This window comes from Portibacter lacus, assembly GCF_021533215.1.
In the GTDB taxonomy this organism is placed as follows: Bacteria; Bacteroidota; Bacteroidia; order Chitinophagales; family Saprospiraceae; genus Portibacter; species Portibacter lacus.
In genome coordinates, this window is record NZ_JAJNKA010000001.1 from 604,885 (window position 1) to 629,025 (window position 24,141).

The 24,141-nt window shown below is 38.2% G+C and carries 7 protein-coding genes and 1 pseudogene; 4 read left to right on the forward strand and 4 right to left on the reverse strand.

Annotated elements, in window-relative coordinates:
* Positions 1–47: 47 nt before the first annotated feature.
* The 4 genes and pseudogenes from L2586_RS02175 to L2586_RS24760 all read right to left on the reverse strand — a co-directional run.
* The gene (locus L2586_RS02175; RefSeq protein ID WP_235291124.1) at positions 48–1,028 is read right to left on the reverse strand and encodes a hypothetical protein; all 981 of its coding nucleotides are present in this window, start codon (positions 1,026–1,028) and stop codon (positions 48–50) included.
* A 13-nt stretch (positions 1,029–1,041) separates the two neighbouring features.
* On the reverse strand, positions 1,042–9,924 hold the full coding sequence (locus L2586_RS02180) for an eCIS core domain-containing protein (protein WP_235291125.1): 8,883 nt from the start codon (positions 9,922–9,924) through the stop codon (positions 1,042–1,044).
* Between the two features lie 364 nt (positions 9,925–10,288).
* Positions 10,289–18,952, reverse strand: coding sequence for an eCIS core domain-containing protein (locus L2586_RS02185; protein WP_235291126.1), 8,664 nt, complete (start codon positions 18,950–18,952; stop codon positions 10,289–10,291).
* 467 nt (positions 18,953–19,419) lie between these two features.
* A pseudogene (locus tag L2586_RS24760) lies at positions 19,420–19,719 on the reverse strand (PAAR domain-containing protein); the annotation flags it as partial.
* A 142-nt stretch (positions 19,720–19,861) separates the two neighbouring features.
* Between L2586_RS24760 and L2586_RS02195 the strand changes: the two are divergent.
* From L2586_RS02195 to L2586_RS02210, 4 genes are all read left to right on the forward strand, one after another.
* On the forward strand, positions 19,862–21,616 hold the full coding sequence (locus L2586_RS02195) for an nSTAND1 domain-containing NTPase (protein WP_235291128.1): 1,755 nt from the start codon (positions 19,862–19,864) through the stop codon (positions 21,614–21,616).
* Positions 21,617–21,692: 76 nt separating this feature from the next.
* Positions 21,693–22,919, forward strand: a complete 1,227-nt coding sequence (locus L2586_RS02200) for a HesA/MoeB/ThiF family protein (protein WP_235291129.1) — start codon at positions 21,693–21,695, stop codon at positions 22,917–22,919.
* A gap of 48 nt (positions 22,920–22,967) precedes the next feature.
* Positions 22,968–23,252, forward strand: coding sequence for an EsaB/YukD family protein (locus L2586_RS02205; RefSeq protein ID WP_235291130.1), 285 nt, complete (start codon positions 22,968–22,970; stop codon positions 23,250–23,252).
* 53 nt (positions 23,253–23,305) lie between these two features.
* Entirely contained in the window at positions 23,306–24,112 is an 807-nt protein-coding gene (locus tag L2586_RS02210; RefSeq protein ID WP_235291131.1) for a ubiquitin-conjugating enzyme E2, read from the forward strand.
* Positions 24,113–24,141 lie beyond the last annotated feature (29 nt).

The following is a 24,141-nucleotide window of genomic DNA, read 5'->3' on the forward strand; positions in this document are numbered from 1 at the left end:
GTGCTTGTCAATCTCAATTTGATTAATATTTATAAGATTGTAGGTAATTAGCTTACGTTATATGATATTTTAGATATTTCATACCCTGAAATATTTTCTTTTTCTAATTTGGTTAAGAGATTTTCAGAAATAAAAAAGTCTATGGTACCTGGAATTTTTAAAAAATCTGTTCCCGCGTTTATCTTCATATCAAAAGGTATTAAGGAAGGCCTTTCAGGAGTTTTTACTAGTTCTTTTTTCTTTTGTCGAAGTTCTTTTAAGTTATTAAAAATTATTTTCTCATCTATTGAAGAATGGATACCTCCACTGATATGAAAGGTTGAATTTTGCAATTCAACACGTGTAGATTCTAAAATATTTAGAAAATAAATTTCTTCTGCTTTATTATTTTGATATGCTGTACAAGGAATAAATTTAGCATCAGGGATATTAAATTCCTTTAACAAATTAAATACTGATTTCCGGATAAAAAAACCGTTAGATCTAAGGTATCCAGCTGAAATAAAGTCAGTTTGTTTAGCGTCTTTTTTTACTTCAAATAAGTCCATTCTTACTTCATCAGGCACAAAAGACACATGGTTCCTAGCATAATTTCTATCACTATAGATTGCTTTAGTGGGAGGGTTGTGAAAATCTTTCATTTGAGGAAAACTCACACCCATAATTTTAACATCATCTAAGTAATTGATGTTATGATAGATGTTGACGTTAGAATTTTTTTTTACCACACCATATAGCATAATTGAGTAAAGACCTTGTTGTTCTTCACCATGTGATATTAGGATGATGTGGTCACCATCTTGATGAAAGTAAATAGGAAGTTTGGCAACACCCTGATAAGTGTTTTCTGCACTTTTTGTAAAAGGAATTTTCGAAAATTTACTTTCAAGATTTAAACGATTAAAATCAGCTTCAGTAAGTTTTTTAAAATCTTTGAAGTTGAATTTTTTATGTTTTTTGTCAACTTCAATTTCAAAACTTGATAGTCTTCGTGGATCTTCTCCTTTATATATAATTTCTTGCTTCACCGCGTTAATATCTTTAATCTAATAATTCAATAAAACCCTCTTCCAAGAGTTCATTAATACTCTTCTGGAATAAATACTGTGTTCCTAAGCCTGGTTTTCCAAACCACGGTATTGCTTGTCCAGCACCAACTGATGGAATCTCTTTCACGACACGGTATCGACGGTAAGGTTTGCTTAAGGAATCATCAGGTAAGGCTCTTGAGTCAAATGGTGCAGAGTCAGGTGCAACGAATCGTCCATAATCTTGGAAATCCCCTGCATCATCTATGAATCCTCCATACCTATCTATTACAGTATCTACTTTTAAAGCAACTTCTGTTATATCTACAAATCCCTGATTAGGAGGATATTTAATCGCGCGTTCAGTAAATACCCTTTCTATTTCTGCCCAATCTTGTTTCACCCACAAATCATACATTTCATTACCAAATACTGGATCTTTTGCTAATTGTTCTGCAGAATTGAGAAATGCATTTCGACTAACACCTCTTACTGGTGTGGATGTTAAGTCTAGATCTAAATCATTTAATTTAATTGGGTTTTCAAGTTGAAGATTATTATCAAAGGCATATTGAATCTCCTTAAGGATTTTCTCAATTTCTTCTCTTGCTATGTCTGCTGTTATTTCATCAATATCCAATTGCGCTGCACGTTTTTGAATAGCTAATTGAATTTGACTTGTATATTGAGGATGAGAGGCATGAATTCCGCCTAAGCCAAGTGATTCAGAGTATTTTGCTGCCCACCTACCATTTAATGCTGAATTAAAATCAAAACCACCTTCGATAGCCATTCTCATCAATATTCCATCTGCATCTGTGCTCTTCAGTACCTCAACCGGAATTAAATGATGAGCTTCGTAAGGAATATCTAAATCTGGCAGGTCTCCCATATTGCTGCGAAGCTGATGTCTTGCTTCAATTGCGTCTGCAACTTTCTCCTGCCCAGGGAACATTTCTAAAAATTCTTCTCTATTGAACTTGAGGGCTCCTTGAGCCTCGACAAATTCTCTTATTGCATGATAATCGCCAGCATCCACTCTTGCCTTAAGTTCTTGCAATATCGCTTGACGGTCAGCAGGACTTAAACTAGGATCATTTATCCTTCTCATGAAATCATCAGACACAATAACACTTGATGCTCCGTCAGCATCTATTGCTGTAGATGATCTTCCTATTCTTTCTGCACCCATTGTTGTACCATTAGGTAAAGTGTCTCCAGTTTTTGGAGCAAGGTTACTTGTGTTTGGAGCAACAGCATCGATATCTTCCACTTCTATCTGATCAGTATCTGTATTCATCCGCATCAGAAGAATTTTTGGATTGAAACTAGCCCATAATTCTACATACTTATTAACTTTCTCAAACCACATTCGATCGAAACCAAATTTTTCAAGGATTCGTCTTCGTAGATCCATAAAGCTATCTACTCCTCTTCCAATCACACTCTTTAGCTTAACAACAAGTCTGCTATTCTTAATAGCTGAAATTCCTCTCCGAACTACTTTCGACCCGCCTTGTGTACCTTTTCTGACAACATTTACAACTCTTGCAGCTGCTCTTCCGACTCTGCTCGCTTTAATGGCTTTCATTGTTCTTCTGAACACTTTTCCCATTCCCATGAGAATCTTGTCGACTAAAAACTCATTCACAAGAACTGCGCAGGCCATGGCTAACGATTTACCTGCGGCATCTGTATTTCCAGCCCATGCGTGTTTCACATACTCCCATACATGACCTGAAGCTTTAGCAATTGCAATCGCCCCAAAGATGACGATCATTGCTTTTAAAATTATATCAACTGCCAATGCTAATCCTGCACCACCTGTGAAAAAGGCGATCGCTCCTGCTGCAATTAATGCAGTCACTAAGCCACCGATAATCCAAGCTTTGTAAGTGTTCCAGAATACTTTCATTCCAGTAAGCATCTGCTTGCCCATAAAAGCTAGTCGTTGGCCTACACCTAATCGCCCTGTTTTAGCAATCAATGCTGCATCTGTTGTCTCAGAATTACTCGCTTCTTTTCCTGCTGCTTCAGGCGATGGTTGTTGTGCTGCTGCTTGTTCCGTTTCAGGAAGCATCTGATCTAAATAGTACTGTAATTTAGCTTCATCAGACATGGTCTTGAAATCAGGATTTGGAATTCCACCTTCTTCTCCTTCAGGTCCTGCAACTGCTTCTGGATCTAATAAACTCGGGTCTATTCCCGAAAGGTCATATCCAGCCGCATCAGCAGCAGATGCTTGAAATTCCTGTGTAGAGACACTATCTCCACCTGCACCTCCTAACTCTTGAATCTGTCCATCCTGGAGACTTGCTAATTGAGCAAGTAGGGTAGGACTAAGCTCCACAGCTGGATTAGGTTCTAAGGTTACGTCAGATTCAGATAACTCTCCTTTTGTTAATAAGTCCATCACTTCAGCGCTTAGTCCTTCTTCGTCACCGGCTAATCCGTCTCCGTCGGCAGTCTCTAGTCCCATCGCTTTAGCCCATAAATCTTCTTGCCCATTAGGCACTTCTATATCTTTAAGTGGCTCACCTGGGTTTCCGCCGAGTGCATCTTCTGCAAGGCACCCAAAGAATTGTGGCGGAGCTTTCCATGCACCTACAACTAAGTTGGTGATGAATTGGAATATTTTGAATAAACCAACTGTAATAAATTTAATCGCGTCAATTAAGAAATTGATATATGCTTGATATGCATCTAATAAGAATTTAAGTGCAGCACCTAAGGCATCTAACAATGCATTGACAAAATCCTTTAACCCATCAGCAAGTGTATTCACTATTTCTACCGCAGTATCAACTGCTGTATCAATTACATTTTTAATCCGGTCTCGAATTTCTGGAAAAGCTGCAAATGCGATATCAACAAACGTTTTAAGAATGGCTCCAAATGCTCTTATAAGACCAGTTATTGCTCTACGCGCTGCTTCTATTATTGTATTCGCTGCTCTCTTGGCAATATCAATTATGGCATCGACGGCAGTTTTTAAAGCATCAATGATTTCATTGAACCTATCCTTTAACCAATCTAAAGCTTTAGACACTTTATCGGCAAGCCAACCAAAGAATCCGCCACTTTTCTTCTCTTCTGCTTCTTTTTCCTTTTGATCGGCATCTGTCTGCGCTAAATCCGCTTGTGTTTGTGCATCTATTTCTGCTTGTGTGAGGGTGGCTTCTACGCTAGTATCTGCAGTTGTAATTTCACTATCTATTTTACCTTGATATTCTGCTTTTGCTAAAGAAGCATCACTTGCAAATTTTTCCTTAACAGCATCGTTTTCAGTTTGCCAATTTTGTTTTTGAGTATCAACTTCAGTTTGTGCGTTATTTTGCGCAGTCTCCTGTTCAGCTTTCACTCTAGCTTCTTCTTCTGTCTTGCTTGTTTCATAGGTGGTCCATTCTTCCTGCGAACCTTGATTCATTTTGGCTACTTCAGCTTCATTCGCGGCCACATGTTCAGCCATATCCTCATTTAACTTCGGCTGCGCATGCATGTTAAATGCTGCATCAACTTCTGCACGTCTTTCAGTTAGCTCCTCCATTTCAGGGATGGCAAGCTGCTGTCCTTGTGGAATTTCTATTTCGGGAGTTAACTGCTCTAGTTCATCATAATGTGGATAGATATCATTTTCTCCATGGTCCTTACCTATATCTTGATTTGCGGTTGTTAGTTCTCCCTGAACTTTTGAGGTATCACTTGTTTCCTGAGTAGTCATTTGTGACGGATCAGCTTCACCTGATGTATCGACATCAGGACGTGTTCCTGCAGAGTAATCTACCGTATCATCTCCTATAGTAATATTCGTGGTAGATGGCGGCGCACCATTAACTGTAGGAACAGGTGAAGGAGGCATTGCCGTTACTTGCGAAGTGGGAAGATCTGCATTCGGACCTTGGTTAACAGGTCCAACAGGTGAAACCGTTGTTTCTCCTGCGCCCCCTTGTCCAGCATATCCTAAAGAAGGAGTATCATGTGGACCTGATGTTGGAGTAGTTTCTTGTCCAGCGCCTTCAGTCACTGGTTGATTTTCTATACCTGTAGGTTGTTGTATATTAGGGAAACTGCCTTTAAGTTCAGTCGATTCAGAGTTCATTGCTGAATTGATACTTGCAGGAGTAGTTTTAATTTTAGTGAATAATGGCAGTGGAGATGAAGCCATTAAGTCTTTTACACCTGTCTGTGAGCCATTTACTGAAATAGGACCGCTACCTTCAGATGATCCTCCGCCTCCTCCGGCTCCAGCCGCTTCCTTCATTTGCAAAGGAGCTGCTAAATTTGGATTTTCTTTCTTCTGAAGAGAGGGTTTATTGATTGAAAATCCGCTATCGAATTTTCCTTGTGCTACAGGAGTACTTTTATTTTGTAATGAATCCGCGAATTTAACACCGAAATCATCTGCTTCTTTTTCAAGGCCTTTATCATTATTAACATTGACTCCTTTTAATTGGGTAGTTGGCTGTACTCTTCCTTCCTTTTGTTGAACGATGTGACCGAGTTCGTGTCCTATTAGTTCTTGGCCTGCTCTGGTATTGGGTTTGAACTGACCTGGTGCAAAGTGAATATCAGATCCTTGCGCAAAGGCTAGAGCACCCATTTCCGTTGCCTTGCTAGATTCAGTATGAACATTGACCCCAGAAGGAATTATATCTGTGGCTTTTAATTGTGAAGGGGCGTCATTAATTGGACTAGGTTTTTCTGCTGCGTTGTCCTTTTTTTGGACGGCTTGATGTTGCTTATTGTTTTCATTGTCAATGTTAGCATCTTCTTTAAGCTGGACATTATTCCTTTTTAATTGAATTTCTTCTTCCTCTTCTTCATCTCCAATCATCAATTGAGCAGGATGATCGGACTTCATTTGGATATCTTCCTCTGATTTCTGTTGTGTTGTGTCTCCGCTTCCTCCGAATAATTGTCCTCCAGTAGCATTCCATACACCACCTAAGAAATCTCCAGCAGCATCTACACCTTCTCCAATTTTATCACCAGTACGTTCCATGATTCGTGGACCGGCAATTCGGTTAACTAATGGCGTGTCATCATTTTCGTTATTTCCGAATAACCAATAAGGCACAACATCGTCTATTAGATGTCCTGCTGTATCATCTGGGCCACTATAATTATAGGTTCCCATATTTGCATCATCGGTTACTAACTGCCCATTCGAATCGTATACCGCTTCGAAATTTCCACCATTAGTACTGACATATTTTCTATTACCAGCGCCATCAGCTCCATTTTGATGATAAATAGACTGGTTATCAGGAAGTCGTCTCCAATTAGGATCGTCTACAGGTTCTTGCTGTGGCGCTTGATTAAACTGATTCCGATCGTAATGATCTTGTTTGTAATCATCTATTGCACCGCCAATGCCGAAAGTCCAATCGAATTTTTGAACGACTGGTTCTTGTGTTTCTTGTTTTAGTTGAAATGGGGTGATTGTTTCTTCAGCGGGAGATGGTGATTGACTCTCCTTTAATTGCGCACTGTCTTCGAATTTTCCTTGATGTGTATTGCCTCGAACATCCTCATCTACCATGTTACGAGCCATTTCAAAACCACCTCGAATTGTTTGGTTCAAATCTTCCCAACCTGCTTTAACAGATTCTACTGTTAATGGTGGATCGAGTCCGAGTAACTGAGAAATTTCAGCTAACATCACATCGCCTATATCTTCAAGAGAGTCGATACTATTAACGAATTCTCTAAACTCTTCGATCTTCGTGGATATAAAATCCATTTGTTCGTCTAGAACCTGAGTTAGCGTGTGTAAAAATGTTCCAAGTTCAGTTGCGTTTTCTCGCATTGCTTGGATTGCACCGAAACCCATTTCCTTGACTTCATTAATAGCAGTATTGAGATTTTCAATAATTAAATTGACACCACCTTCTGCGAGATCTTCCATAAAACCTGGAACCATCGGAATATCTCCTACCGATACTTCTGGCAATTCAAGGCTTTGAAGTGTTTTTTCTGCGCTGTCCAAAAACTCATGTAGAGAAACTGTTTTTTCTTCTGCACTGGTAATAAAGGGTTGTGTCTGCTGAATGCCTTGCAATTGACCTAATAAATAATCAAGTCCTTTGATCATACCACTTTTTAACAATGGCAGTGCTTCTTGATCAGTAAGTTTTTCACTTAATTCATTCACATTATCCAGCACAAATTCAAGTTGGTCTGCTGTTCCATCTAAAATTCCAGTTCCTAAGTTATAAGCGCCTTCTATTTTATTAAGTTCAGCAAGTATAATTTGTGCAGCGACTTCTCTCGGAAGAGAAGTTTCGCCATCTTTTTTCTGAATTGTTCCATCGCTATCCATTTTAGGTTGAGCAGGATCACCTGATGAAGTTACAGCACCAACAGCATTTCCGCCCCATACACCAGCCCAAGCAATAATAACGTTTTGAGCTAATTCGGAAAACAAATGTTTTCTTTTAACGATGTTTTTACCAACTCGCATGAATTGGCCTATAACGGAACCATTAGCAAGTCCACCGGTTCCCATATCTAATCCAGTCAGAATGAAATCTAAGCCATCCATCATTAGATTTGCATCGTAACCGGCGAAAACGTCTTCGTAAGCTTTTTTCTCATCTGGAGTGCTCGCTAAAGAATTCATCCCCATGATAGATTTAGCTAGTACGCAACCATCTATTATAGTTTGTGCAGTAAGCAAGCCAATACGGATCGATGATAACAATTCTGCAGTAGGTGCAGTTAGTGCAACTAATTCAACTCCCAAAACAGAGCCGATAGCAGCATCTTGGGCTAGTTCATCTATATACAATAAATGACCAACAACATTATTGAAAAGAACGACTGGCATCCGCAGCGCAATCATTATTTCAATAAACTCATCATTCGTGGGTTGAGCAGCTTGCAAGTCTCCGATCGTTTCCATTGTGTCTGCTGCGAATCCTGGTAACAATCCATATACAGGAATTAGTCTGAAGGGTTCAGCTACCGTCCTAGCTATATTTAATCCATTATCTGACCAGAATTTATCCCAGTCGACACCAGAATTTGGATCATTTTCAGTCGCTTGGTTTACCACCTGTTCTGGAGCTGGAGTCTCTACGGGTTCAGGCGTAGGAGCTGCACTGGGTGTCGGGATATCGCTTCCTATATTTTCTGTGCTTCCATCTGGTAAGCATACATTTTCTTCTAAGTTAGCCTGGTCTGAATTACTTTCATTAGGAACAGGCGCAGGCGTTGGCGCAGGTACAGGTACTGGAGTTGAATTATTAGGCGGAGCAGGAGTTGCATCTGCAGCAGGTGTCGGTCCGTGTCTTTGGATAACATCAAAGAATTGTGCAGTTTTTTGCTGCATTATCTTAGCGGAACCACTAAAAGATTTTGGATTATCGGAAGTAGAATCTTCCTCAAGTTTTAGTTGGGAAGTTGCTGAATCATTATCCGTTTCTGATTTTTGTTGAGCGGTAGGCGTATTTCCATAATTTCCACCTCCAGGTACCATATGAGGCAAAACGTCATATAGCACGTGACCTACAGGAGCAGTATCAGGATCATAATAATTATAGGTTCCTTGTCTATCTCCGCTATTTAACCAGTTGTTGGTATAAGTCCCATCTGGGTTTGGTTGGAGAATCGCTTCAAAAGAACCGCCTCTTGTATCGAAGGATAGAAATTTCTTATTTGGTGAAAATCCACTTGGCGCACCTTCAGGTTGATGAAAAACATTTTTTGCATCAGAAAGTAGTCTCCACTCCCTATTTTCATCATCTAAGTACAAATTACTCCCTCCTTCTACATATTCATACGATCCAGTAACACCTGTTACGCTATCTCTTAGAATTCCAGCTGGAAATCTATTTTGTACATTTCTTTCCCTATGATCATCCGTGGTAGAGTAAATGGCTGCTCCAGCTCCTATTCCTAGGGCGCCGCCTAAGGCAACAGCACCTAGTGCAAGAAGTGGAAAAAAGCCTTGAACAGGTTGTGACTCATTATTTGGGAATTGATAACCTTCTTTATAAGGCCCAATTTTCTTTTGGGTTACTTGTCCTAAAGAGGAATCATCAATTTTTGGTTTTGATATTTGTTGTTCTGGTTTAAAATTGGCAGCTTTTTCTCCCGCTATGTCAGCAGCTTTTTCCAATTTGGGATCATCGTTAACGGACATTCCATTAACTGAAGTAGTTGGCTTTACCTTTCCTTCGCGTTGTTGTTTAACATGTGCTAATTCATGGCCTAATAGTTTTTGACCACTTGAGGTAGTAGGATTGAATTGGCCAGGTGCAAAGTGAACCTTATTTCCTTGGGCAAATGCAAGTGCACCAGAATCTTTAGCTTTAGAAGAGTTAGCATTAATTTCTACGTTAGAAAAGTCAGCTCCTATACTTGCTTCCATCTTAGACATGACTTCAGCAGGAACACCATTACCAGATGTAGAAGATGATGCCGAAGAGGTGGAATTTCCTTCTTTCTTTTGTATTGGGTTATCATCATCACTACCACCGCCATCGCCTCCAGAAGCGGCACCATTTTCTTCTTCACCTTCATCATTAGGAGGTTCTGGGGAGTCATCTGCAAAGATTAAATCTACAGCAGGACCATCCATTATTTCTTCCTCTTTTTCATCCTCTTTGACAGTAGCATTTGCTTTAACTGTAGCGGAATCATTTTTTAGATCGGCACCGATAGGATCTGGGCTATTTTTTTGATCTACTTGATCGGTTAATTCTGCAGGGCTAAATTTTTGGTCCTTCTCTTCGTTTTCTACTTCTTCCTTTATGTGTTTTGGGTCTGCGGCTAAAAATAGGGGAGGAGGCGCAATGTATTCAGTTGCGAAAATCGTATCAGCTGATTCCATTTCATGAGCTACGGCTTTTGAAACAGCTTGTTTATCGTTATGTTCGTTGTTTTTATCCAAGTGGTTCTGGTCGAAAATAGTTTTTTTAAACTAGTCCTTTGGGGTTGGAATATAGTTTTAAACTATTGAAATTTCTAAGCCAGAATATTAAATTCTCTTTGGCATATCTTCTGTTTTCCGTTTAAGAATTCAATATAGGGGAAAGTTATGCTTAAGTCAATGATGACAATTAAAATAATTAGTGTATGTCTGTGAAAATCAAATAACCAGTGATGGTTTTTTGAATTTACCTGAATATTTTAAATGTTAAAAATTAATAATTTTCACTAAAAGGATTCTTGTTTTTTAGTTACACGAAAGATTGATGGGTATATATATGGCCTCTTAATGGTAAATAATAAAAACCTCTCAATAGAAATGTTAGTTATACTTTAAAAGGAGCATAATCTTCTTGTCTCTTACTTTTCTCATTGTTTTCATTTATCTGAAAGGCTATAGCATTGTTAGTTCCTTTATAGGAGTTTTGATTATTTTCTAATTTCAATTGGAAAGCTATTTTATGTTGGTGAATATTAGCTGCATCTGGTTTGAATGTCTTTCTCTGGGTTACTTCTTTAGCAGGATTTTCTTTAGATTCAGGATCCATTTTAGGTTGCACTACATGTTCTTTTAATCCATCCACCCTTACGTTTGTTGTATCAATATCTGGATACATAGGGTGTGCAGCAAGCGCATTATAAAGTTCCATTTCAATTTTGAATGTATCCATTTCCAAATTAGAAAGAACGGTTTCATCCGAAACATCTGAGAAAGGTTCTGCTAATATTTTTAGAATAATAGGTGTATATTTTGCTTTATTTTTCTGGGCTTCAAGGTAGAATGAATAGACGAAAACCATTCCGTCACTTCCTATGATTACCTTTTCAATTTCATCACAATATGTTTGTGCAAGACCTTCTTCAGCTGCATGAATCTGGTCCATAATATATTTAGCTTGACTTCTATACCCATTCGCTTCGAAATCAAATTGAGAAATAGTAGTAGAATCTTGACCGTCTAAAGTTTCAGCATTTGCATCGTCTGTTGCATGAGTTAATTCATGAATGATTAAGCCTCTGGAACTCAATTCAGAAATAATAATATTATTTCTAAGGTATAAAGTATCTGCAATGATTTTTCCATCAGTGCTATTCATACTAGCATAAAATCCAGAAGCGGAAACGCCTGTTTTTTCGATCATTTCAGCCTCAGTAAGCGCTTTTACTTTAACTTGGCCACTAGCAATATAATTTGCAGCGGGGTGTCCAGCAACCTTAGCCACTAAGTATGCGGTAGCAGTCTTTAAATTGTCTAAAATTGAACCCATTGAAGCATTCCGTACAGCAGCTGTAACTTCTTCGACAGCAATTCCATTTACATGAGCAAAATCATTGAGATCAGAAGTCTCCTTAGCCATTCCAAGTAGCTGTTCTAGTGGGTTTCTTTCTTGGTCAACTTCCTCGGATTCGTCTTCATGTTTTTGGATAGGAGCGTTAGAAAAACCTGAATGATTTAAGTAAAGATTATCAGTATTTAATTTAGGTTGAACAGTATTTTGCGAAGCAAATTTCTTTCCGAAATCGTCGGCTTCTAATTCGAGTGCTGGGTCATCATTAACAGGATTTCCTTTGGTGTGAATTGTTGGCTGCACCCTTCCCTCTTTTTGTTGCTGTACATGTGCTAATTCATGCCCTATTAATTCTTGGCCGCTTTGCATGTCGGGTTTAAACTGACCTGGTGCAAAATGAATGTCTGATCCTTGGGCAAATGCGAGGGCTCCCATTTCGCTAGCTTGCGATGAGTTAGTATGAACATTTACATCAGATGGGATTGCCGGTTTTTGTTGAATAATATCGTTTGAAGGATTATTAGATTTTTGAGATGCTAATTTGTGTTGAACTGGATTATTAGTATTCTGCTGATCACGAGACTTCTCTTGTACTACAAAATCATCGCCATCTTCATAATCTGAAGAGTCAATTGGTAAAGCATCAGTAGCAGAATCAGTAGCAATTTCGACTAATGCAACTCCTGTTCTAATGGCTCGTGCGCAAATATTCAAGTTTTGAGTCGTCCAATCAATGCTCCTGAGGAGGAAAACATGGTTTCTTGTAGTCCTTTGAATTTCGCTAGCTAAAGTTCCAACACCTTGGACTGTAGTGCCATTTCTTAATTGTAAAATAATTCCATCCGAGCTCTCTATTATGGCTTGGAATGCTCTTGTCGCATCTCTTATCACTACTTCAGCATCACCTGCGGTCATACTTCTTGCTATACCACCACTGTCTGCTGCTCGTTTTAATTCAAGACAATTTTCTTCTAGAATTCTCCAAACAGCACCATTTTCAACTCCTGCTTCGCCAGCAACTTCAGCAACTCGAGCTCCATATTTTCCAATTCCTCTAACTCCAGCTATAACGTCTTCAGTAGATCCGGATAATTTTAATAAAGAATGATCTAATTTTGGCAATTGGTCAATAAGTGCAGTAAGCCTTTCTGCGCTAAGCATACCATGTTCAGCCCCCCCGGGTAATCTCGGAAATGGAGTTTCACCAGGCCTTTCTGTCACAAATCTCCGGACACCCCCGCCCGAAAAATATCCACCTTCTTCGGCTGCATTTATTAACGCTTGAGAATTGCCAATTTCTTCAGCCAAACTACGCTGAGCAACTTGATCACCGCTCTCAATCGCTGTATCCAATTGTCCCCACAAGGAATCAATTCTTTGAGACAACCTTCTAATTTCACCACTAGATAATGGTCTGTAATTAAATTCAGGAATACCTAAATCTTCCATAGTTTCTCTGATTGATTGGGCCATTTCATCATTATTATGTTCAACTGCCTCCCACACTCTTCTATTCCAAATTAGTTGCTCTTGATTAGTTGCCTGAATTCTTGCAACTTCTTCACGCATAGCAGCTGGAAGCGTATCATATGCATGAATCCTTCTAGGATCAGTAAACATGCCCATTAACAATACCCTATCTAGGACGCTTGGACTATTTTCTATACCTAATCTTCTAGCAATATATTCCATTGCTTGTTGTCTTGCAGAAGCAGCATTAGCTCCAGTAAAGGACATATCCAGGTCATTAGAAAAATTACCTCTAGTACCTGTAGCCACAACGTCGCCTTCTAACTCTTCTCTTACGAATCTCTGTAAATCTGCAAATATGCTTTCTCGGAATTCCATAAGTCGAGCTCCTGCGGGGCCTCCATCAGGTAATGTTTTTACCAGATTATCCCAACCGCACCTCCGTAAAACTTCTGTTGGTCCAAGTCTCTCAATAGCTTCTGATGTTAATTGTGACGCAAAATCTCTACTTATTGTTCCTTCAGAAATAGCAGTACTCATATCCGCCAAAGCTTGTTCAATGGACCTTTCAGTCGCCCAGCTTGTTTCCATAGGAGAGCCAATAGTTCTGATTGTTGAATCTCCAGCTTCTCCAAGCCCGAGTTCTTCAGCTTGTCTTAGTCGTTGTAGTAAGCTTTCAGCAACCTCATCACCTAAGCTTCCAGAACGGATTATATCACTTAGTTCTTCAACTGATCTTCCTGTTTTTCTCATGGTTTCTTCGACTCCTAATTCAGCAATTCCTCTTTGTATAGCTTCAGCACTTTCTCGAGCTGTTAGCTCACCCATATTTTCTAAAATATGAGCTGCACTTCGAGTCATTAATGCAGTCTCTAATCGTGCTGCGGATCTTAATGCCATAGCACCTCGCACACCAGGAGTGGCTACATCAACAAATGCAAAAACACTATCGACAATTGCCTGAAGCAAAGCAGCATTGACCTGTCCATCTTCGACTAGCTGTGATTCATGACTTGCTGCGGAATCGTTAGCAGTGTCTAAATCTTCCCAGTTTTCCCATGAACTAATTGCTTGGGCACCACTTATTCCAATTCCTACCCCTAACCAAAATCCAGTCGCAAAACCACCTGTTGCCAATTCAGAAACTATAAATGCCGCAGCGGATGCAGTTCCAAGACCTAACGCAATCCAGAATTCCCTGGTTTCATGATCGCCAATTACATCTCTTGCTACTGATTTATTAAAATCATTACTCCAATCGACTTCACTTGGACCTGTTTTTATACCGGAATACAATTGATTATGGATAGGAACAAGATCTCTCCAATCTAAATCAAGAGAATCTATCTTAGGTAGCGTTAATTGTCCATTTCTTTCCAAATCAGTTAAAAGTCTTGATGCAGTTTCACGAGCTGTTTCAGGGTTATCTTCTGATAAATTACTTAGATTATCACCTCCCGAAGAAAAAGCCGCATAGACCGCTGGGCTTTGTGAAGTTATAGCATTAATTGCTGCAACAGATTTATCCCATTCTACCTTTGTTTCTTCCCAAGTTTTGGCGGGATCTTCATCAGTATCTGGATGAGTTGAGTATGTTGGTCTTAATGTTGGATTAAATAAAGCATGTGAAACGCCACTGCCTGAAACTGAACCACCCCTATCAACTGTCATCCAACGACGATACCCTACGTGAACTTGTCTTAATAGTCGTTGGGCTTCTATTAATCTTTGAGTCTCTGAAGCTAAATATTGAGTTTCTTCCCATCTCAACCTTTGTTCTATTTCTGCAGTTGGACTTTCTTCTGTGTTGGAATTACGCAGTCCAAGCCGAACCATTTCATCTTGAGCGTAGAGTATATTTGCTCTTATATAATCTTTTGCAGTTTCTTGAACGTCTGAACTGAAATTGTCTCTTAAGTCACCTAATGCTCGTATATTACTAGGGTCCATTCCTCTTTCAATACAATTATCCCATCGGGTATTGTTTGCTTCATTTGCACCAACTTCGGCAATATTTTCTCCAAAAGAATTCCAAATTCTTTCTAGAGCAACTTCGTCCCAAGGTGATATCCACCATTGCTCTAGAATTTTATCAACAAAAACCATTCGTTGAGCTGTAGTAGCAGAAGAAAAATTAGTTATTGCTCTTATACTGCTAATATCTCCTGTTCTGATAGCGTCAGCCATATTCTCACTATTTCTGGTAGCCATTCGAGCATTTACCCTTGCATGATCTGCAGGGGTGATAGTTGGTGGAGTCATTGAGTCATAACCCCCAATCATTTGAATAGGATTGACTTTATTTTGGATAACTCCGTTACTGGAAGATCTATGAATATTACTTTTTATTGAATCATTAGATTTTAATTGGGTTGCATTATTTTGTGCAACTTTAGCGCCCATTTCATCTGCTTCTTTTTCCAAACCTGGATCATCATTGACATCCATTCCTTTATGCTGAACAGTAGGTTTTACTCTTCCTTCTCGTTGTTGCACAACATGTGTTAACTCATGCCCGATTAGTTCTTGGCCACTCTGGGTATTAGGCTTAAATTGGCCTGGAGCAAAATGAACATCATTGCCTTGAGCGTAGGCTAGTGCTCCTGCTTCTGTGGCTTTTGAGGAGTTTTCATGAATATTGACGTTAGAAAAGCTGGTCCCAAATGAATCCTCCATTTTCTGCATAACATTGGAACCGTCAATGTGAAAGGCATTGTCAGGACTATTGTCAGGTTTGCTAAATTTGTATTGAACTGAGTCAGGATCATCATCACTTTTGTCGACAGTTACCTCATAGGGGCGTTGAACATCTGTTATTGTTATATGACTGCCATGATTAGTGTGATATTTAGTATGTTCTTCTTCTGCTGTTGTTTCAATATGATTTAGAACACTATCAATATCAGCTACGGTCTTTCCTATCAATCCTTTGTGGGAGTCTTTATATTGTACAAGGTCAATAGCTTTGTGGCCTTCTTCATGAACGTCTAATTCAGAATAGAAATCTGTCCAAGATTTTACAATTTTTTTATAATAAGCTTGATCAGGTTCATTTTTATCGTTGGCCAATGCTTTTACATTTGGGAGATCAGTCCAAATGGGCATGCGTTTTGTTATTATTACAATTAAATCTACCCTTGCTGTATCTTTTAAATGTGGGCTAGTAGAAATGCTAAAAACAGTAGTAATGCTTCCAGATTCTTTTTGTCTTGAAGTTTTAACTTCCTGAGTTATCTGTTTAATGACATCTCTGAGTTTTCCTGAAACATTATAATTGTTGTTATCAAATGCAAATTTTGAAGTAGCTTGTTTTATAATGGATGTAGAAGGAACCTCTTTTACTTCATTTTCTTCTTCCTGATCAGATAACTGAATTGTTTGATTATTTAATTTAAATTGTTGCGGTGCATTAATAGTATTGTTAGCTGATTTCTCATTGGTATTTTCTGGAATTATACTTTGAGAATTTGAAACTTCTACTAAGTTTAGATTTTGTTCTATTAATTTATATTGACCTGTATTGCCACCACTTCCAGCATTGCCATTATTTTGATCTCCACCCTGCCCATGCATTTCATCATAGCTATAACCTGGAGAGCCTGAGCCGCCACTTCTAGATCCACCCATTGTTTTTTCCCATTCTTCTCGAGTAATTGTCCCAGTTTTAGTAAATGGTGGAAGACTTAAATTAATACCTTCTGTTTTAATCTCGGCAGACCCAACTTGTTGGCCTGAAATTAAATCTACCCCTGCTTTTATTGGAATTTCTATAGTGCCTAGGGGGGCTTTTGTTAGCTCAAATTTAGCAAAAGTACCATCGGATATGGGTGTGTAATAGGTCAATTTTATTCCACCACTTGCTTCTACTCCAACCTTCATACTTACATCTAGGCTTATCACACCTTCAATCATGTCTCCATCCGGATTCCAACTAGCAGATCCAGAAAGTCCAAACGAAGTACCAATGGATCCTGTAATGTTGAGGTATCCTAAAGCAGCAATATGTGCAATTGAAGCACCTGCATAAATTCCAAGACCTACTTCTCCTTCAGCTTTGGCCGTGAGATCAGCAGATCCAGATAAACTCGCTTGTCTTCCTTCCTCTCTAAAAGGTGGAATTACAAATTTCCCCACACTAAATGAGCCCTTTACACCAGCAGACAGCTCAGCACCAACTTCAGCAGTTGCGATCATACCACCAGGTCCATAAGGGATTGTAATAGGTGGCATTTTCTTTGACCAGCCTCCCTCGCTTGGCTTGTTCATCATGTTAGGTCCTTTTCCTGGTGGAAATTTGGCTGCAGTGTAGGAAAATTCAGCTCCAGCCATCGGATTAAGAGAAATTTTTATTTTTTGGTCATTGTCCATTGGCAATGGAATCTCGACTTCATTTATTGGAAAATCATCTGCATCATCATTTTCTTCAGGATCTTTTTTCTGAACTATTACCCTGTTTGTGTTGAATTTTCCTTGTGCAGTTTCATCTGATTGCGTTCCTGTGGGATTTTGACTTGATAGATTATTTTGGATAAAAGTGTACCTCGCTGGGGATCGTTGTCTTAGGGCTACAGTATTGTGCGTAAATGCTCTAATACTTTCAGCCATATCTTCAGCTGGGTTTGAAATTGAATAGAGTGAAATTGGTTGCTCTCTTATACTAGAACTGTTCCAATTTTGTCTGGTAATTTTTGCATTTTCAGGTGGGGCAGTGCTATTCTGAATTGCGGCAGCAACCTCTGCATTTTGTATATCATAAAGCTGGCCATTAATCCATCCAACCGCTCTATTAAAATTATTTCCAAATTCATGATCACTGGCAAAACTTTGTTCTACTAGACCATGGCCTAATTCATGTGTGATAATCGATTCCACATAATCATTTCGCTGTTCATCATTCTGAACTTCTTGAAGGCTTGAATCGCCACCTTCCACAGATCTAGAAGTAGCTTGTCTGAGATTTGAAGAAGCTGTAGAAAAGTCTTCATGAATTAATAAATGACCTGCAGAATATGAGGCTCCAGTTCTAACTGGTACAACTGTTCCTTCACTTAAATTATAATCAACTTTAAAAAAAACAATTTCTGATATAGGAGGTAAACTATTAAAATTAGATGAAAAATTTTGCAAGGAATTTGCAATTGCTTGCCATTTCGGGTCATTATCTGGTAATATCCAAGGTTCCCAATTAGCCTCTCTAAGCATCTCTAATATTCGATCCTGAGTTAGATCTCTATTACTTCCTCTGTATCTATAAATTTTAGCAGCTTGATCTTCGATTGTTCCTTGTCTAACTGAGCCCACAGAAAAATGGGTGCTGAAATAGGATTGAGCCTCATGTAAGGTCTGAATTGGGCTCTCAGTGTCAACACTTCGCTGGATTAGAGAAGAATCATAATTAGTATTATTTGGGGATGTTTTTCTTTGTATTGGAGCTGTTGAATGAGCAGCTTTTGTACCTAATTTATCAGCTTCTTGTTCTAGTCCGGCATCATCATTTATTGACATTCCATTTACTGACTTATTAGGTTTTACGCGGCCCTCCCTCTGTTGTACAACATGTGTAAGTTCATGACCTATTAATTCTTGGCCATCATTGGAATTTGGATTGAATTGTCCTGGTGCAAAATCAATAGAATCTCCCTGTGTGTATGCCAGTGCGCCAACTTCAGTAGCTTTTGAAGAATTTGTATTTATTTTGACATTGGAAAAGTTCGCATTCAAGGTAGTCTCCATTTTCGCCATAACCTGATTGGGAATCGTATTCTCTGTTGCTCCATTTTCAATGGAGGATGCTTCAGATGATTTTTTTTGAACAGGATTTTCATCATCTCCGACTCCACTTGTACCTCCTCCTGCAGCTCCATTTTCGCCTGATTCTTCATCGGAAGGTGGTTCTAATGGTGCATCTGCAAAAATTATTTCTGTAGAAATTGAATCCTTAATTTCTTCTTCATCATCTTCTTTCTTTTTTTTAGGAGCAGGTGTTAGGTCTGTATTACTTAGCGGTGCTACTTTCTCTTGTACTGGTTCAGGTGTAATTTCATTTTGAGGTTTTTCCTCGATAACTTCTTCGGTTTTTCTGGAGTCGATAGTGTGTGTAGGATCCGAGCTTTCGAATAGAATCGGAGGTTTAGCATATGCAGTCGCATATATAACTTCTGATTGTTCAAGTTCATGGGCAACTGATCTAGTTACCGAACTATCGGGTGACTTATCTTGGTTTTTTTCCATTTGGTATGGTTAACTCCAAATTGGATTTGCAGGTCAGCGATTATTTTGGGGTTAAAATAAACGTCAAAGCTGAAAAAGGGGCAAATCAAAATTATATCATTAAAATTGTATTATTGATTGATAATCAAGTTAAAGGATTTATTTAATGATGTCAAGCGACTGCTTTATTTTAACTAAAAAACAAAATGAGCTTTTATGGATTGGTCAGTATCTTAATCTGTCCAATCTGTAAAATCGTCATTATTCATTCCAGTATCGTCTATGGCTTGATTATAGCCATCTTGTAATTCGTTAAGTCTGTTTTGTTCAGACTCTGAAAGGTTGTCCTGCTCTAATAAGGCATTAATCTCGTCATTGGCTTCAGCAATCTCATCCATTACTGCGGCCGCTTCTGAAATAACTTCGGAAGCTGCAGCCTGAGCATCTGAGATCATGCCAGCAATAGCGGATGGGTTCATAGCCCCTGCTCCGATCATAACTGTAAAACAGCCCATAACTATACTGCCACCATGTATTGTCATATCACCAACTTTGGCTAGGGGAGTTCCATTAACCATCACTTTATTCGTTGCACAAGCAGGTGAAATAGAATCTGGCGGGCCTACGCAAGTACACATAGATCCAGAACCTGCTGCTGGTAAGCCACCTATGAGACAAGGTTTACCCATGATAGGCATAATAATAGGGCCTCCCACATGCGGAATTGGTGGAACTCCAGGCGTTACCATGGGACATACATGCATATCAGTTAATCGAGCTGCGAACATTTCTTTAAATTTTCTTTAAATATATGGCATATTTTACCGAAGATGCAACACTTCATTTGTATTTGATTAATAATTAGTATAAATTTATCGGGTCATAGCAATTTTAACCCAATTGCCTTGATTGTTTATAGACCCGAAAAATATGTTGAAAATAAAAAACCCTTATCCGGGTTTTCATGACGGAATTCATAGAGCTTATGATGTAGACGAATCTTCCCTGTTTTATGGACGAGATCAGGATATTTCTAATATTAAACTTAGATTAAGACAAAACAGATTAGTCGCATTGCTTTCTGCTAGTAAGGCTGGAAAAACCAGTTTTCTAAGGGCTGGAGTAATGGCTAATTTCGACAAGAACCTATTTAATGGTATCAATGGTCCGCGATGGAAAAGTGTATATTTCACACCAGAGCATGATCCTGTTCTGAGTATGGCAAGAGCCATCGTAAATCCAAAATCATTTCTAAGTGAAAAAATTAAACCAAGTATGGAAGAGGAAGTCCTCCGAAAACTTGAAAAGAACGATTACGGATTAGTTAGAGTTGCAGAAGATATTATAGGAGATCAAGCTTATAATTTACTGATGGTAGTTGATGATTTTGCAGATTTATTTACACGAAAAGTAAATAGCAAAAGATGCGATCAATTTGTAAACCTGATTTCGAAGGCTATTAAAACTCCGAATTTAGGTTTCTATTGTATTATCTCTATGAATCTAGAAGACCTCTCTCTTAAAAGTTTAAAGGAATACGAGGATTTATATAAGAGCATTATGAAGGGGAATTATCAACTTCGATTGCTAGATCAGATGGGCCTCAAAGACGCTATAGAAATTCCAGCAAAAATTGAGAAATCGGAAGTTGATGAGCAGTTAAGCCTGCAACTTATCGAAGAGTTAATATCAGATGCGGATCAACTTAGGAAGCTTCAGATTTATATGTCTAAAACATGGTTTGAATGGAAAAAAAATCATAAGAACAAAATCATAGATGTTAATCATTTTCTTAAAGCCACTGGACAAAGACAGAAAGTCGGATTGCAGAAAAATAGGAAAGGAAGTTCATCTGGGATTAAAATTAAAGGAGAAGGGGATTCAACATTTAACCCTCAGACTTCAGGAAACTTAATGACAGGATCGATCGCTGACGATTATGAATCTTTAGATGGAAATCAACAAGGTGTCGTCGCTAGAATTCTCCAAGTATTACTAAAGCGAGGAGAGTATAATAATGTAGAATCTATTTCTAAAGATTTAGATCTAATGGCTAAAATTGTTAATATTTCTAGCAATGAACTTATAAAAATAACGAATGATGTTCCTTCGATATTGAGCATAGAAAGAAAGCAAGTTGTCGTTACGAATACAGAGGCTGTAGGTGAATGGGATAAGAGTATAACATTTATAGAAAATGAAGAGGATGCTGTAGAAAACTATAAATCTATTGCTGATGCTTCGATTCTACATTATATAGATGGAATAGATATTGATTCTGTTTATAGCAAGGAGCAATACGAAAAAGTGAAAATATGGTATGATGAATATTTGCCTTCTGAAGAATGGGCACTTTTATATCATAAGCAATATGAATTAGCAGTAGATTTTATAGGAAAACTTGAAACCATGTATGGCCCGGTTTCGGCACCTAAGAAAAAATTGAAACCTTCAGGTCGTAAAGCGCCAATCAAGGTCGGCAAGCCTGCTATGAAATTGACCATTAAAAAAAATGAAGAAGTTCCAGTAGAAGATTCGGCTCCGGAATTAGATGAAGTGGTAGAAGTTCTTGAAGAAAAAAATATAGAACCAAGTCCTGTTACATCTAAAAAAATTATTTTTAAAGGTAAAGGAGGTGAAGAAAATGAGACTGTAAAAAAGAAAATTGTTATAAAGAAAAAATAGAATTCTAAATAAATTACTAGTTTAGGGTTCTTCAAATGCACATTTGTGATTCATTTTAAAAAACCAAAAAATAAAGATGGGAGACAAACCTAAAAAGTCCCAAAAATTAAAGTTAGAAAATACTGGTGGGCAAAAAGAACACTGGGATGATACTTTTAGACTTATGTCATGGTGGGATGCAGATAGAGTAAAGGATGCCAAAGTGATGGTGGTAGGTGCAGGTGCGCTTGGGAATGAGGTATTGAAAAACTTAGCTTTAATGAATGTCGGGTCTATCTTTATTGTAGATTTTGATACGATAGAATATGCTAATCTTTGTAGATCTGTTCTGTTTCGGACGGAAGATATCAACAAGAATAGATTCAAATGTGAAATTGCTGGAGATCGAATTAAAGATATTAATCCAAATGTTAAAGTCCAAACTATTAACGGTGATATAATGATCGATGTAGGGCTTGGAGTTATGCGAAGAATGGATGTGATTATCGGTTGCCTGGATAATAGAATTGCTAGGTTGTTTATTAATCGATACGCCTATAAAGTTGGGAAAGTATGGATAGATGGAGCAATTGAGAATTTATCAGGACAGCTGAATGTGTATAAAAATGGGAAGAGTTGCTACGAATGTGCATTAACGAATGTAGACTGGGAGAATATTAGATTCAAGATGGGATGTGCAGATATTGCACAAAGAAATTCTACGCAAGGTAGAGTGCCTACTACACCTATTTCCTCTTCTATTATTGCTGCCATGCAAGTTCAGGAAGCTATCAAGGTTATTCATGGGAATGAGAAACAGTCGATGGCAGGAGAACAGTTCAAATATGACGGAATGAATAACTGGATTATTCAATTTCAATCAGAACCAGTAAGAGAAGAATGTGATAGTCATTATGAGATAAAAGAAGAGGAGTTAACGCATGCGAAAGAGCTTCGGAGTGATATGAAAATCGGTGATTGTCTTACTTGGCTGGAGAAACACTTTGACGATAAAGAAATAAGTATTCAATTAAATTATAAGATCATTCTGGAAATTGCATCGATGAATTCTGAAATTTCACATGACATTGTGATTCCAGAACCACATTTTTCAGATCACATGCAGACGCCTTATCAGAAGGAGCCAGGCGAGCCGATAGGAATTACGAAATATGTGGATATGATCGATAAGGATTTTCCAAACTTAGAAATGACATTAAAAGAGGTAGGAATTCCGCCTCTTCATATTCTAACAGTGGAAACAAGCGAGGATACTTATTTTGTAGAATTAACAGGAGATGAATCGTTTTTAAATTTTAAATAAATATATTTATCAAAAAACCTTATTTAAGCATACAAAACCAATCAAATTATGTCTAACTCGGAAGTAATGGGAATAGTCGTTAGGGTAATGCCTAGCGGAGATGAATTAGAAGTAGAATTGCCCATCTATTCTACTGGAAAAGAGATTAAAGAGGAGCTTCTAGCAGCTGAAGTAGCTCCAAGAGTGGATCCAGAAGGAAACCCTTATGTTTATGATCTAATATTTAAAAGGAAGAATGTATCTATAGGCGATAGCAAAACCTTATTTGACCTACAAATTCAAGAAGGGGATACACTATATCTAGCACCTCGTTTAGTACCAGGAGGTAAGTAGTTATTTATATTCGGCTATTGCGTTGAATCATTTTTTACTTTAAATTAAGGATCATGTCCAGCAAACCAACATATGATTTTAAATCGGATTTTTTTAAGAAGAATCCCTTTTATAAAAGATTAGCGAAAGATCACCTTTCACTTTTTGAAATAGAAAGTGACGTCGTCAAATGGGAGGTTGTTAATACTAGAGGTGCCTTAAAAATTCCTTGTGAGTACCATTTTCATTTCTATATCAAAAGTATAGTAGGTACAAATCCGGATTTGTCGCCAGTTTTTGGAAAACATCACATTGCGAAGGTCACCTTCCCTCCAAAGTACCCTATAGAACCGCCAGAACTTTATATGCAGACTGATTTATGGCATCCGAACATAAAATCAGAAGGTAAGTATAAAGGCAGAATATGCGGAAATACGAAAGGATTTGGGTTAGGGTATGATCTATACTTATTAGTCATTAGAATTGGTGAAATATTACAATTTAAGCAATACCATTCAGAGAATACACCTCCATTTCCAGAGGATATCAAGGCTGCAAGATGGGTCTTAGAATATGCTGAACCTAATGGAATAGTAAACAAGTATAAAGATATAGCAATCGATGATACGCCACTGGTTAATATAGACTATTCGAAAGATAGAAAACCAGCAGACAATGAACCTATTAAGGAAGAACCGCCGAGAATAAAATCTGTCGATGTTGCTCCAAGAAAAGTGGAAACTAAAATAATCGAGGAACCAGTCATAAGTGAAAAAGAGAACAAAAAGCCAGATGCTATTCCAGGCAAAATGAAAATAAATATTGTAGCGAAAAAAGCTGCAGGAAAAAAGAAAATTGTGATCCAGAAAAAGAACAAGTAGTGCTTATTCCCAAAGTCCAAATTATCAAT

Excerpts from the sequence above, each read along its gene's own strand:
- L2586_RS02185 (WP_235291126.1), bottom strand. The coding sequence starts at position 18,952 with ATGGAAAAAAACCAAGATAAGTCACCCGATAGTTCGGTAACTAGATCA.
- L2586_RS02205 (WP_235291130.1), top strand. The coding sequence starts at position 22,968 with ATGTCTAACTCGGAAGTAATGGGAATAGTCGTTAGGGTAATGCCTAGC.
- L2586_RS02195 (WP_235291128.1), top strand. The coding sequence starts at position 19,862 with ATGTTGAAAATAAAAAACCCTTATCCGGGTTTTCATGACGGAATTCAT.
- L2586_RS02210 (WP_235291131.1), top strand. The coding sequence starts at position 23,306 with ATGTCCAGCAAACCAACATATGATTTTAAATCGGATTTTTTTAAGAAG.
- L2586_RS02200 (WP_235291129.1), top strand. The coding sequence starts at position 21,693 with ATGGGAGACAAACCTAAAAAGTCCCAAAAATTAAAGTTAGAAAATACT.